A 15,240-nucleotide genomic window follows, 5' to 3' on the forward strand; every position below is an offset into this window, starting at 1 on the left:
GTTCGGTCATTAGTTCTAGTGATACTTTGCTACGGTGTAATCGACTTATTTAACAACCCGATCACGAGCAGCCGGATGTCCGCAGCTGAAGCCGATATTTGGTCCTGTTGACCGAAAGAACTAGACGCATTCTCTGTGATATCCGATTATGGTTCGCGTCGACGACTCAGGAGACGTCACAAAGTGCTGGCTCTCCCCAGATGAGCTATCGGCTCTCGAACGGGCCGCTGGGAAAGACGGCTGGGAGCGAGAGATCGCAGTGCAACTGATGGGCCGCTGTGGTCTTCGAGCGTCCGAAGTGAGCTACCCCGGTGATGACTATCTTCGCTACTCCGAAGACGGCAGTGTGTGGCTGTTCGAGGTCCGCGGGAAAAACACGAAGGGAGGCGACCGCAAGGTACGAGATGCCTGGATGCCCGACGACGTCGCTGACGATGTCCACAAATACAGCCGTGAGCGGCAGCTGGATCCATCGGAGGCGTGGGTCGATGTGAGTACACCATCGGTTCGTCGATGGGTGAAAGAAGCAGCACACGCGATTGCTGACGACCTCGACTCGCCACGTTGGCGGTCTGTCTCCTCACACGACCTCAGACGCTCGTGGGCGACGTACCATCTCGTTGAGCGCCAGGTCGACGTTCGGACGATGATGAGCATCGGTGGCTGGTCCGGCTACTCCGCGATCGAGCCGTACCTCGCAGAGCCAACGGAGGCTCGGATTGGAGATGCAATGAGTACATAGACTCAACCACTTCGTCCCCCGAGGTAAACGAAATATAAAGTGCATCGGTTCAGTCGACTAACGTATGAACCTCGCATCTGACGGAGGCGTCTCTCCTCTTCCGTCACTGTCTCGCCAGCTGTCTCCAGGGGACGTGAATATGGATCTGACTATGTGTGGTCTGCTTGTTGAGCGAGCCGAGGAACTCGCACGACTCTACGCCGAGTACGGAAACTGGAACGAAGTCAAAGAGATCTGGTTCGACGAACGACTATCGAACCGAAGCACACGGGACAGCTCTCAAAAAATATACCGTGTGCTGACGTCGCGGTTCAAGAACGCTCCCACGGCGCTCCCGAATCCGAGTATTCTGCCAGCGATATTCGACGAGTGCCAGACGACTCGCGACAAAGCACAGATCCTCTATCTCTACCTGATTTCAGACGATTCGCTCGTTCGGTACGTCGTTCACGGATACATCGCCCGCTTCGCAGAAGGCAAGCTGGATCCGCTTGACTTCTCGAACGAGACGCTTGTCGATATTCTCACTCGGCTCGAGTACTCTGACGGAGATTCCTTCAACTACGCGGAGTCGACCATCGAACGGTGGTGCGAGGGCTTCCGATCCGTAATGCGCAAGATCGGTGTGCTCGATGGGCAGCAATCAGTCGTTGGTGTACCCCCGTCGATAGGCGATATCTCGTTGCTCGTCGCGATGGACTATTCATACGAGAGCGACGACGATGAGTGGCTCACTGCGCCGCGCGGGTTACTCTATCTCTTCCAGCCTGAGAACCGTTGGGAAGAGCTCTTCGACCGAGTTGCGAGCACCGACGCATGGGAGTATCTCGAACTGCACGGCGACCTCAACGTACGTCCCAGTGATGAGCCCTACTTGTGGGCACACGATGGAGGTGACAGCTAATGGTCGACGCGAACTGGTTTGACGACCTCCCAGACGACTTCGAGGAGTCTGTTCGTATCGACCGGGACGAGCAAGACCACCGCCAGCGGGCGATCCGATCGTATCATATGACTGCCGACTCCCGTCGGTTTATCGAGGACTTCGTCGACCGAATGCTCGGACAGGCAGACGACATGCGAACGGGATCGAACTACTGGCTCTACGGCTACTACGGAAGTGGGAAGAGCCACCTGCTGACCGTCCTCGATGGGCTGCTGGACACCGATTGGCTCGGTGGACAACAGGATGCAGTCTGGTCAAATCTCGTCCAGGCGTCCGGTGACGAGGAGTTCGAGCAACTCAGCGACCATTGGCAAGCGATTCACGACGAGTACTATGTCATTCCAGTCTCGGTCAACCTGTTGAAGTACCAGGGACAAAAGCAGCGGAGCTTCAGTGAGATCGTTCTCAGGCACGCCCACCAGGACGCAGATCTGACGGGCGTTGATGACGGCATCTCAGAAGGGCTGTCCTCGCAACTCGACGTCGCCTACTTCGAGAAGTGGTTCCGAACGACAGACGCGTGGTCCGATCGGCAGACTCGCGCTGAAGCTGCGCTCGATGATGTGACAACTGCGGCCAGCGATTACAACTGGCAATCGGACAGCCTCTGGAAGGACGTCCAGAGCTATGGTGTACTGGCAGACGTCGTGCTGCCCAAGCTCTTCGAGGAAGTCAACGAGACACGCGACGGGTATACAGACCTGCAACCGTCCGACATCGACCCAGAGGAAGTCGTAAGCAGGCTGGAAGAGCTACGGGCCGAGCGGCAGGCAGAGCTGGGGAAACCAGTTAAGCTCGTGTTGCTGCTCGACGAGGTCAGCCTCTTCATCGGGACCGACTTCGAGCGACTGACCGAACTCCAGACACTCGCCGAGAACGTCGACGACATCGGCGACGGCGACATCCAGTTAGTCGCGACCGCACAGGCGAAGATCGAGGACGTCCAGCCGAAGTTCGCTGCACACGGTGCGGACTTCAGTATCGTCAAGGACCGATTCCCCCACCGCTATCAGCTCCCCAGCAAGCACGTCGGCGATATCGCGAAGCGCCGTCTATTCGAGAAGTCCGACGTTGGGGAAGCAGCAGTTCGGGAGGTGCTCGACAACGCGTCGGTGAAGCCGACTGAGTCGCTGGTCTACAACGAGATCAAGCAGAACACGAAACCACCACTCGACAGCATCGACGACGGGGAACTCGTTGAGTTCTATCCGTTCCTCCCGTACCACGCTCCACTGTTCCTCGAGATTCTGTTTAATCTCCGCCAGGAGGCCAGTGACCCGGCGAAGTCAATATTCTCGGGCACGGCCCGAGCCATTCTCGCGCTCATGCACAGCCTCCTACAGAAATGGGTCGACGAGGGGGAGGGCGACCAGGTTATCACGCTCGTCGATTTCTACGAGTTGGTGAAGCCGGAGCTCAGGGAGATACTCAAATCGGACATGCGCGTCATCGAGGGCTCCGAGGCGAGCCGAGGAATCAAAGACGAGGTGGATGACGGGAATCTGGAGGAGTTCGATCTCGACGTTGCGAAAGCCGTTCTCTTACTCCAACACGTGCACGATATCGTCCCGCTCAACGAGGGGAACATCGCAGTCTCCGTGATGTCGGACCTCAACGGCCGGTCCTGGATCAGTACCCAGAACCGAGTCGAGGAGTCGCTCGGACGCCTCCAGAAATTCATTCGACCGACCGAAGACGAAACGGGAGCTCGGTACCGCTTCGCGACCCAGGAAGAGCGGATTATCTACGACGACACCGAAGCCAACGAGGACGACCCCGACTGGGAGGCGATACTGCAAGCACTGGACGAGCATCTCTGGCACCGGATTACACAGGATCTCTCACTGCCAGAGTCGGTCCCATACGGGGACTCCGGTGACGAGTATCCCGTTGCATATGGATTCCGTCTCGATGGAACCGACTTCGAGACCACTGTCGACGCTGACGGTGGACTGGACGTCTCCATCGAAGTGCAGGGCGTTCGCCCAGATCACACCCCCGAAAACGGTGACGAGGAGACTCTCTACTGGACAATAGATACGGACGGACTGGACGACCTCCGGAAGCATCTCGGTAAATGGTGGGCACTCCGTGACGCGATTTCGACACACAATGCACCGCCAGCTGTGGAACGAGACCTCGAGCAGCGTGCCAGTGCTGTTCGGAGTAAGCTCGTCAGTGCGATGCAGAGCGGTTCGTACACGGTGAAAGACCGAACGGATATCAGCGGTATCTCCAAGGCTGTCCAGACCGCCGTCGACGTCGGATACCCCGACGACTTCCATCCGATGATGCTGCAGGTGACCGACGATCGCTTGCAGGAACTGGCGGAGTTCTCGACTGGCGACCCACTTCCTGCGTGGGCGCACACGATTCAGGTACCATCGTCCGATCCGTCTGCAAGCCAAGGGAAGAAGTCGATTCAGCGTAACGTGATGTCACTCACGGGCCGACAGCTGAAAGGCCGCGATGACGGCCTCAATATGAATACCGTCCTCGACGGAATCACTGGGAAGAAGCCGTTCTACGATGACGCTCGTCCGGCACTCTGTGCGATCATCTGGGGGTTCTGTCAAGAGGGCCGATTGGTCCCTGTCGACGAAGACGGGAATACACTGGAGAACTCGGCTGTTCTCGATCAAGAGCAGCTCTCGACGACGAGACTGAAGCTGCTCCCGCGTGAGCCAATCGGGAAGCTCCTCGAAGAAGGTGGCTTCAAGCAGACGACGGAGACGGTCGCAAATGGACTCATCCACCTGCAGGAAGCGAACCAGCAGTTACGATCGTCGCTCATTGGACTCCAAGAGGATGTCCAGTTAGTCGTCGATACTGACGTTCACTCGGGAGCTGTCGCTGGACTCCTGAACGCACTTATCGAGGAATTGTCCGATCGTATCACCGCCACTGCTGATCGGTTGTCCGTCGTGAGGTCACAGGGCGACGGGCTCGGAGACGCGATCGAACAGACGAACAACGTACAGGAGTGGTTCGACGAAGTGAAAGACGTCTGGAACCGTCGGATCAGGTCTCTGTACCGGTTCGACGCGCACCTCACGGTGGGCGACGATCGGTTCGAGTGGGTTGACGAGGAAGCGCTATCGGCCGTCACTGCACAACGCGATGCGCTCGAAACCTTCGATGGGAGCTGGTGGACGACAGACGGATGGAAGGCGCTCGTCGCAGAGACCACGACTGGGCTGAGCAAGGAGTTCCAGCGCTCGTGGAACGCCTACGTCGACCAGCAAGGGCTCACTGACCTCGTCGAGCGTATCGATGGTCATCCGTGGGTCATCCCAGCAACGGAGCTTCCGACAGGTGTGCAGGTCGCGATGGAACGCGAGTACATCACGCCGCTGCGAGAGATACAGCGATGGTACGAGACGATCGATCAAGTTGTCGCATCGCTCGCTTCAGACGGCGAGGATACACTGGTCTCGGCTGCTGATGATGTCTCCGACGTAGATCCGCTATCCACAGCGACAGAGTATGATATGGACGAGTTAGCGTCCAGGCTCGACCGACTCACCGCAATCGTCGGTGACCGGACGCCCGATGAAGTCGAGCAGATCGGCGTACTTCCGGATGACCGTCAGAGCATCGACCGACACCTCGAACGTCTCGTCGAGCGTCGAGAACTGGACATCGATGTGACGGAGTCGGGGGTGATCATCCGATGACCGGCACACCGTACCGTGCGTTCAAGGAGAAGCTCTGTACGTTCGCTGAAGGCCAGGCGGGTATCCGAAACCCGTTCGTTATTGTGGCCGTCGAACCCGAAATCGAACATCAAACTGTTGACCGACTCAGTGGTTGGGCGACAGGGTCTGACGAGCCACCAAGCATTGATGAAGACATCTCTATCCAACCGATCTGGCTCGACGAACTGCTTCCGCAGACCAAGGTGTATAATCTGTGCGTTGCACTCGGGAGCGAGACGAGCCCGGAACGCATCGAGGACACGATGCAGGATCGGCTCGCCGAAGAGCTCGTCCAAGAGATGGTCGAGAACGAGATCGACGAAGAGCATCTGAAACAACAGAACCACGTCGTCCTGCTCCTCAATATCGGGAGTCTCTACCCGTTTACACGTGCCTCTGAACTCTTCGACGAACTCGACCGTCGGAACGTCAGATCGACCATCGGGATTCCGTACCCTGGCGATGACGTCGGCGGGAAGTTGAGCTTCTTCGACGGAGATTCACGACATTACTACCCGGCGCACCAGATCCCGGGTCCGATTACAGAGAAACACCTCCAACAATGAGTATCAGCAATCTATTCCGCAGCGACCCGACCCGACAGCTCGAAGAAGTCCAGAAGGTCAACGCCCGTGAACGGGCAGAAACCGACGTCGTTGAGTTCCACGAGACGGAGAGCGCAAAGCGCGTCCTCACTGAACTGGGGAAAATCATAGAAAATCCAGGAACTCAAGAACGTTTCTTGTATGTTAACGCAACCTTCGGCTCAGGGAAGACTCACCTGCTGAAACTTATCGGTCTCGTCGTCGATACCGAGTCCGAGTTCGCTCATCTGGGAACCGAACTCGCTGAGCAGTGGCCTGGGTTCGACAACCTCACCCAGTCGATCGACGCCTCACACGTCGAGCGTCTCAAACCGGTTTTCCTGAATCTCCTCGACCGGGACGCGTCGAAGGAACCACCGCTCCCGTTCCTCATCTTCGAGGCGATTGGACGCGAACTCGGCTATCCGACCGATCCCAACTGGCTGCTCGAGTGGGCCTGGACCGTCGATATGGAGTACGACGGCGTCTGGGATGCGCTCCAGACCACCGAGTATGATGGGCAGACGTTTGAGGGTGTGCTCGAAGAGCGTGCCTCGCTGCGGCGATGGCTCTACGAGGCACTCCCAGCACTGTCGGAGACGACAGGGACCGAGCTCGAAACTAGTGATGGCGCGAAGGCATCCATCGAGCGGGCCGAAGACGAGGTCGATCCTGGGTCGTTCAATCCTAAGGAACTGGTTGAACGTGTGGAGACGGTAACCGACGCCCTGAACGAGGAGGGGCCGAACACCGAGCTCTTCCTCGGGCTAGACGAGGTCGCGCTGTTCGTCGGCGACAGCAGGCACCGATATCGTGAATTCGAGGAGACGATGGAAGCGCTCCAAAATGGTCCGAATCCAGTCGTCATGACGACCGGTCAGTACCCGCTGCCAGACACGCGTGAAAAACTCATCGGTGAGGTGAACGATGACCACTGGACCCACCAGCAGGTGCGGCTAGAAGGCACAGACACGGAGATTATCGTCCGGAAACGCTGGCTGCAGAAAGACGGTGCAGGCAGTTCTCGAGTCTCCTCGCTCATCTCATCGATGCCGGACCTCTCGCTGAAGGCGTATTCACCAGTCGGGAGTGCTGATCCTGATGCGGTCGAGTCCTACCCGTTCCGCGAGTACGACTTGACGCTGTTGCGGAAGGTGATGCAGGAGCTGATCACGCAAGGCCGAGCGACCGAGCGTGACTACATCCAGGGCCGTGCGTTGCTCGTCCTGGTGCGGTCGCTGTTCACGAAGTTCGGCTGGGCTGATGCGGAGGAGGGAGCCCTCGTCACGTGGAACGAACTGTTCGACCTGCTCGTTGAGGAGACGACCTATGTGCCGCTGTGGGTTCAGGAGATGCTCGAGAACACGCTAATTCCGACCTTCGATGGGAACGAGGATGCGTGGGAAGTCCACGTCTCGAAGGCGCTGTACCTGCTGAACCAGACGCCTGCAGTCCCGGCGACGCCGGAGAACCTCGGGCGGCTGATGCTCGACGACGTGAACGCCTCGGTTGACCAGCGCGTCGAGGAAACCAAATCGGCACTCAACACGCTCGTCGATAAGCGGAAGGTGCTCACGGAGACCAACGACAAGGGCGACGAGGTGTACACACTCGTCTCGGAGGAACAGGAGAGTATCCTCAGTCGGGCACAGACGAAAGCCGAGCAGATATCGCCACACCAGCTCTCTGCCTGGCTGGAGACACGACTCCGGGAGAGCGACGACTTCTTCAGGAGCGACAACAGCCTGCACGAGGCCGACGTTGGCGACGAGCGGCTCGTTCCGCTCCGGTACGAGTACTCCATCCTCGATCCAGTGGGCAGAGCGCCGACCACGGAGTACGATGCCGTCCGAATTCGCGTCCTCGCCGATGACGCCGATACGGTCTCGGACCAAGTGGAGACGTGGCAGGACGTGAACGACGGACGCGACGGTGGTGAACACATCCTCATCGCAATCGACGTTCCGGAGACGACACTCGACAGGATTCGCAACGTTATCGGGATGGGGCAGGTACTGGAAGAAGAGACCGAGAGTCACGAGGAACTCGAACGGGAACACCGGACCGATAAACGGCGGCTCGAGTCGTCCGTGAGCGATCTCCTCGAAAACGCGTCTGTCCACACAGTCCACGACTACCGAGGTGAGCGACCAAACGTCCTCGACGATGTCGTCGAAGACCAGGTGCAGGCAGTGTTCGGCTCGACTCGGAGAGTCCTCTCCCGGCCGCTCGTCGAGGTGGACGACGCGAAGGAGCTGGCGAAATTCTTTCGGGGAAGTGGCGACTGGCCACTCGCCGATAGAGACGCCGTGATGCTCGGCGTCGATACGTCCAGCACGGAGATTGCGGACACTGGCTGGTGTCGGGAGTTCATCGACGAGTACGAGTCACAGACTGCAGTGGACGTCGAAACGCTGCTCCAGCAAACGCGGACGGCGAACGGCGACTACCGAGGGACGCCACAGGAGTCGATTGCGGCGCTGCTCATCACGCTCGCAATGTCGAACGAGAAGGTCGCACTCAAGCAGGATACGGACTACGTGACCGATCCAACGGCGATCGGTCGACAGGTCCGGACGAAGGGTGGGCTCACGTCAATGCAGGTGCGGTTCGGCGTCGACGATGGAATCACTAACCCTAAAGAGGTTCGCAAGATCGTGTCGACGGTCCTTGGCCACGATCCCGAAGGCAACGACCCAGACATATGGGTTGCCGGGCTCGCCTTGTGGGCCGAAACCAACAGCATCCTCGTCAAGCGGACGTTCAAGGGTGTCACCAGAGAGTTTGATATGGATCTTGACGGGCTGGAGTCCATTCTAAAACCGGCCTACAGTGGCGGCGATATCGCCACGTCCGAGTTGGCCGACGACGACGTTCAGTCTGAGGCCGAAACCTTCGCAGACGCACGCGACCTCTTCGCTACAGCGGACGGAGGGAAAACGCTCTGGGCGCAGTTTACCGAGACGCTCGAGTTACTGGAGGATCTCTACCCCAGTGCGGCGATTACATCGCGGATGCAGACGACAGCTGTCAGTGGGTCTGTTCCGACGAAATCGACGGTCACCTCGCGGCTTGCGAAGGCAATCGAGCACCGGGTCGACGAACTATCCAAGCAGTACCGTCGAGTGACAGGTAACGCCACAGACACGACAGACCCCGACGAGATTCGGGAAGAGTTGACGGAGTGGCTTCGTGAGAACGAGCCGGACGTCAAAGCGCTCCTCGACGACGCTACAGCAACGTTCGATAGCGTCTCGTTTGACGACCTCGAGTTGGTGTTCGGGAGCGCCTGGAACGGGGATCAGGTCGCCGAGGGTGATCTGGTTGATTCGTCTGTGCGCCAGCAGACCGAGGATTACAAGAAAACTCGAGAACTACTTGAGGGAGAGCCGAGCCCGTGGTCGAAGCTACAGTCTGCACATGAAGATCTTCGAGCAGAGAACCCAGATTCGCCAACGACCGAGTCGGTTTCTACGGTGCTGGACGCCTCGCGACCACCGTCGATCCAGCGAGTTCGACGGCTCATTGAGGAAGCGAAGGACCCCAAGCCGCCAGGAGCTGACGACAATTCATGGGCGGAGCTCCAACGTGTCGCAGAGGATCTCCGACAGGAGCTTCCGAACGCTGCCGTTACCGACGAGGTGACGGGGTTAATCGACGCGGACGACCGACCGACTGATGAACGAGCGACGGAACTCCTCGATGAGTCCAAGAAATTGTTGACCCGAATCCGCGAAGTCAGAGAGGCACTGGATGACGTCGAGGACGGCGGTATCGTATTGATCGAAGAGTAGACTCACAAGCAGACTCTTGCTGGAGTCTCATTCGTTCTTTCCTAATGCAGGGGTACTGTACAGTCATAGAACAAGTAGAATAAAATGGTTACCCAACGCTTCGTCACTTTATGCCGAAGTGGAAACAGACTGAAACTTGGACGGAGAAGTATCGTCCCGATTCGTTCGGGGAGATTGACGGAAACGAGAGTATCATATCTACTTTCCAGAACTATTCCCGAACGGGTGAATTCCCAAACCTGTTGCTCGTAGGTCCTCCTGGGACTGGAAAATCCACAGTCATGAGAATATTATCTAAGGAGATCCACGGTGCGGAATGGCGCACGCATACGCATATCTTAGATGGAATGGACGTTCGAGGAGTAGACCAAGTTCGTTCGAGAATCTTACCGTTCATTAAAACAGACTACAAAGGAGAGGCTCCACGACTACTAGTCATAGAACAGTCAGAGAGTCTAGTAAGAGACGCCCAAATGATGCTTAGACCACTAATGGAGAGACACACAGACCGGGTTCGAGTCATTCTCACATGTAACGACGTTTCACTAGTCAGTTCTAGCGTTCAGTCGCTCTGCGCAGTCTATCGGTTTTCTCCTGTGGATCGTGAGATGATCCGCAATCGACTCACAAAGATTGCTCGTAGTGAAGGTGTTTCAGTTACTGATGAGGCTATCGATGCACTCAGCAGAATCGCAGATGGGGATCTCCGAAGGGCAATCAACGCGTTACAAGCGGTTGGAACCGCGGACGACGATCGAATCACCGAGTCGGACGTTGACGACACCCTGACCTCTGTTCGCCCAGATACTGTGAAGAACATGGTATATGCAGCGTTAGCTGGTGATTATGAGGAAGCGGTATCGAAGTTACACGAGTTGCTCTCCGAGGGCGTATCTGGCAAGGATATTCTCTTTGAAGCCCACAATGTCGCACACAACCTCGAGAACTTCGACGAATCGACTCTCCGTCTAATCAATCAAATCGGCGAGGCAGCATACCGGCTTGATGCAGGAGGTGATGCATCTGTTCAAATTTCGTCGGTGCTTGCAGACGTTGCTCAACAACAAAGTGATTAACCGAAATCGTGATCTTCGTTCCTGGTAGCAATATTAAAGACACTCCTGTCAGTTCGTGTTAGCATACTGGATTACATTCTATGGAAGGCGATTCACTCTCTCAGCGAAAGGCGCAACTGGACAAGGCCGAACGTGAACATCTCGAAGACATCGTCGAAGATCTCCGTGAACGCGTCGAGGGCAACGTCCGGTTCCAACTGACGCAGAAGGGTCTCGATGACGAGCCGGAGGATCTTGAATCGGTGAACGAGGATATGGAGCGGCTCGTCGAAGCAATCGAACTCGAAGTTGTGGACGGTCATACGTGGGACGAGGCGTTCGAACAGTACGTCACAGGTGTCGGGTATACCATCGTCAATCGCCTTGCAGCGCTGCGCTGTATGGAGGTACGTGACTTCGTCGGCGAGGAGGTCACCGTCTTCAAAGAGAATGGTCTGACGCCGGCTGCAGAGACGCTCGTCCACGAGGAATTCCTACTGGAAGATGAGGCCATCCTCGAAGCGTATCACAACGCCTGTGACGAGTTTGCCGAGGAAATCGAGATTCTCTTCGACCGTTCATCCGCTTACAGTCTTATCGATCCAGATGACGATACCTTCGAGGAACTCTGCGAGAAGCTCGACTCGGTCCCTGACGAGGTCTGGCGGGCCGACGACGTGCTCGGCTGGGTCTACGAATACTACAACGTCAAACTGCTCGACGACCTCCGGAGGAAAGGCGACCGCAAAGGCCTCGACCCTGAGGACGTTCCACCAGCGAACCAGTTCTATACACCTCACTGGGTTGTGCGGATGCTCACTGACAACTCGCTCGGTAAGCTCTACCTCGAACACACCGGCGAATTGCAAGGTGTCGTCAAGTCCCAGGAAGCGTTCTCTTCGGATGAGCGAAAGAATCGACCACTCTCTCCCGACAAGTCACCTGATGTCGCCGATTTTTGCACCTATCTCGTTCCCTCGGAGGAAGAAGGAGAATCGACCGACTTCGAGCACCCGGAGGAGCTTCGCGTCATCGACCCTGCCTGTGGGAGCGGGCACTTCCTGCTGTATGCGTTCGACGTGCTGGAGCGTATCTGGCGTGCCGAGACGGACCTCTCTGCGGAGGAGATTCCGCGGAAGATTCTCCAGCAAAATCTCTACGGCGTCGATCTGGATATGCGGGCCTGCCAGCTCGCGGCGTTCAATCTGTATCTGAAGGGCCGGACCCGCACAGAGGCGGAAGGTACTGAGGGTTTCGACATGCCTGAAGTTGGTATCGTCTGTGCGGACGCGAAGGTGGCCGATGTCGACGGTGTCGAGGCAGTGTTCGACGAGGTGGCCGGCGACAACCCGAAGGTTGAGGGCGCCCTCCGCCGAATCCTCGACGCTTTCGAGGAAGTCCACGGGCTCGGGAGCCTGCTTGACGTTCGCGGGACGCTCGGTGACCTATTTGAGGACGACAGCGATACGGAAGGCGTTCAGATCACGCTCGACGACGATCCGACAGTAGACCACACGCTCGGACAGGTGCTCCACAGTCTGCGGGAGGCCGTCGAAGAACACCGAGACTCGGACTCGTTCCTAGCACAGGATCTTCGGAGCTTCGTCCGGCTACTGGATATCCTGGCACAGGACTACGACGTGGCACTGATGAACCCGCCGTATGGTGCACAGAACCGTATGCCGGACGTCGTGCAGTCCTACGTCCGGTCAAAGTTCGACTACCCACCCGAGTTCTACGTCAACTTCTTCGAAGTCGGGAGCCGGATCGTTCACGACTCCGGTCGCGTCGGGATGCTCATCCCGCACAGTTTCATGTTCAAGAATACCTTCCAGGAGTTCCGGGAGGACTTCGTCGGAGAACAGGGAGGCTTCGACTTCTTGGCGGAGTTCGGGTACGGTATACTGGACAATGCAATGGTAGGAACCGTGGGGACCGTCGTGCGAGTCGGTGACAACGAGAGCACCCAGGGGTCCTTCATTCGGTTGCACGATGTCGATAGCTACCAGAAGGAACGAGTGTTCCGAGAGACGGTGTTCGAACAGAGCTCGGAAAACGACGTGAAGCGGGTGTTCCACGTTCCCTACGACGAGTTCAAGCACATCCCTCGGACGCCGCTGTGTTACTCCACGCCAGAAGCAATACGACGGCTACACGATACGGAAACGAAGCTGGATCCGGACGCTGCCCGAGTGGAGGGTACCAGTCTGGGGACGGCTGCGAAGGGGATGGATACGAACGATAATGATCGGTTTATCCGGTACCATTGGGAGGTCGATGGTGACGACCGGTACATCCCGTACGCGAAAGGTGGAACCGACGCCTGGGTGCTTCCGCGTATCTCCACGAGCCTGAATTGGGCCTTCGATGGTGACGAACTTCGTCGTGCAGGAGCTGCCCTGAAGAACGAGGAACAGTTCGGAAAAGCGGGGTTGACGTGGACGTACGTTAAACGAACGGGCCGTCGGTTCGGCTACTTCCCACCGGGTGGATCGTTCGACGGCACGGGCTGTATGTTCTTCACCGATGCTGTCTCGGACTGGGTACTCATGGCGATTCTCAACTCAAACCTGTACCACGCGTTATTCCTGTCCCTCACCGTCGAACGTCATTGGCAAGTGGGGGATGTTGGGCGGATGCCCTGGGTGGAAGACCTCGCCGAACAAGATCAGCTCGCAGAACTAGCCCAGGAGCAGTTCAGGCTGCAATTGGAGAACGAATCCCGAAAGCCGACGAGTCCTCACTACATTGGGCCAAGACTTCTCCCGAAAACGTATCCGGCTGACTCGGTGTACGAGCATGCTCATGTCGACCATATAACCGAAATCGTGGAGACAGAGATGACCGGCGATGCAGCAAATATGAGTATCACGAGCAGGGTTGCGCAGGTGGAGCGGGAGCGGCTTCGTCGTCGGTCCCGGCTGGAGGAACTCTCCGGGGCGATCGACGAGCACGTGTTCGAAACAGTCGGTGTCTCGCCGGAAACGGAAGCACGGGTTCGCCAAGAGATATTCCTCCGGACGTCGGAATCCCCGGAGGATCGTGAGATCCCAGACCCAGAATCAGTCCCAGAAGTCCCGGACAACGTCGATCGACACGTCAAAGACCTCGTCCATCACTTCGCGATGGAAGTCGTCCGTGCAGAACCAGACGGCATCATCCCACTCCATTCCACCGGCGGCAAAGCCGATATACTCGACCGAATTATCGACCGCTTCCAGGAGGCTTACGGCAAGCACGCATCAGACCGGCTCGCCGAAGTCGACGAGTGTCTCGGTGCAACGGCCGCCGCCGAGGAGGCCTATCCCAATCTCCGGGCGTTCGTCGAGGAGCATCTCTTTGACTATCACGTCGACAAGATGGAGAGTACGCCGATTCTCTGGAAGCTCACCAGTGAACGCCTCATCGCCGACTCGGCGGGCGAGGGGTTCGCGTGCTTCGTTGACTACCATAGCCTCGATTCGGGACTCCTAGACCGGCTCGCCACTCAGTACCTCGAACCCAGAAAGGCCGAACTCCGAGAACGCCGGAGCGCCGCGAACCGCCGTCGGAGTGACCAGTCCCTCTCAACGAGTGAACAGGCGGAAGCCGCCGAGCAGTACGAGCGCTGTGCGAGCGGACTCAACCAGATCAGCGTCTTCGAGGACGTGCTTCAGGATCTGGGCAGCACCACCGAACGTGACTTCGGCGACGAGGACCGACAACTCGTTGAGGAACTTGCTCCGAAGGTCGCCACCTTCCGCGAGGAAACCCGAGAGCGCGTGGAGACGCTGGCGGACCTACGCGAGCGTAACAGTGAAGAGTGGTTTCAGGACACCTTCTCGGACAACTTCTGGAATGCCGTCGACGAGTGGCGATATGAGTGGAACGACGCCCTCAGCGAACTCGAACGCGCTTGTGAGGAGTACGTCAATCCGTCTGATGAGTCAGTCGAGGCACACCTAGCGGACCTGTTCGAGTATTTTAATGACCGACTCAAGGGATCGGACCACTACTCCAGCACGGGCATCCTGTTCATGACCTACTACTTCGAGCGGGAAGGAGCCGAACTGCTTGACGATGACGGGCAACCGTTCGAGAATCTGAAAGACGAAGAGCGCTTGCTTGCCTCGCTCGCGACCAGTCTTGATGACCCCTCAGTCGTCGACATGGAGTTCCTCGAAGCGATAGCCGACGAAGAGGGCGTCGAGAACGTCGACAATCTCCTTCCACTGGCAGAGTTCAAAGCATTGGCAGAGGAAATCGGCGACCGCTGCCAGACCATCGACAAACGAATTCCCTCCAATTGGACCGACCGCGCACTCTCAGAAATAACGACTGAAGGGTACCAACCGAACCACAAGCACGGTGTCGAAATCAATATCGCACCCCTCGCAGAGGCCGATATCGTCCCGAAGACGGTGGAGGATGACGTTCTCTAA

At 57.6% G+C, this 15,240-nt stretch carries 7 protein-coding genes; all 7 read left to right on the plus strand.

What is annotated here, in order from left to right:
* The first annotated feature begins 148 nt into the window (after positions 1 to 148).
* The gene (locus tag NDI79_RS19860) at positions 149 to 742 is read left to right on the plus strand and encodes a tyrosine-type recombinase/integrase (protein WP_310930432.1); all 594 of its coding nucleotides are present in this window, start codon (positions 149 to 151) and stop codon (positions 740 to 742) included.
* A 64-nt stretch (positions 743 to 806) separates the two neighbouring features.
* Positions 807 to 1,646 carry a BrxA family protein gene (locus NDI79_RS19865; RefSeq protein WP_310930433.1) on the plus strand — a complete coding sequence of 280 codons (840 nt, stop codon included), beginning with the start codon at positions 807 to 809 and terminating at the stop codon, positions 1,644 to 1,646.
* On the plus strand, positions 1,646 to 5,365 hold the full coding sequence (locus NDI79_RS19870; RefSeq protein ID WP_310930434.1) for a hypothetical protein: 3,720 nt from the start codon (positions 1,646 to 1,648) through the stop codon (positions 5,363 to 5,365). Before NDI79_RS19865 ends, NDI79_RS19870 begins: the two co-directional genes overlap by 1 nt.
* The gene (locus tag NDI79_RS19875; protein WP_310930435.1) at positions 5,362 to 5,952 is read left to right on the plus strand and encodes a BREX protein BrxB domain-containing protein; all 591 of its coding nucleotides are present in this window, start codon (positions 5,362 to 5,364) and stop codon (positions 5,950 to 5,952) included. Before NDI79_RS19870 ends, NDI79_RS19875 begins: the two co-directional genes overlap by 4 nt.
* Positions 5,949 to 9,764: a hypothetical protein gene (locus tag NDI79_RS19880; RefSeq protein ID WP_310930436.1), complete on the plus strand. Its 3,816-nt coding sequence runs from the start codon at positions 5,949 to 5,951 to the stop codon at positions 9,762 to 9,764. Before NDI79_RS19875 ends, NDI79_RS19880 begins: the two co-directional genes overlap by 4 nt.
* A gap of 110 nt (positions 9,765 to 9,874) precedes the next feature.
* Complete coding sequence (locus NDI79_RS19885; protein ID WP_310930437.1) at positions 9,875 to 10,840, plus strand: AAA family ATPase; 966 nt, start codon at positions 9,875 to 9,877, stop codon at positions 10,838 to 10,840.
* An 80-nt stretch (positions 10,841 to 10,920) separates the two neighbouring features.
* Entirely contained in the window at positions 10,921 to 15,240 is a 4,320-nt protein-coding gene (pglX, locus tag NDI79_RS19890) for a BREX-5 system adenine-specific DNA-methyltransferase PglX (protein WP_310930438.1), read from the plus strand.

Origin of the sequence: Halogeometricum sp. S3BR5-2, from assembly GCF_031624635.1 — an archaeon.
Taxonomy (GTDB): domain Archaea; phylum Halobacteriota; class Halobacteria; order Halobacteriales; family Haloferacaceae; genus Halogeometricum; species Halogeometricum luteum.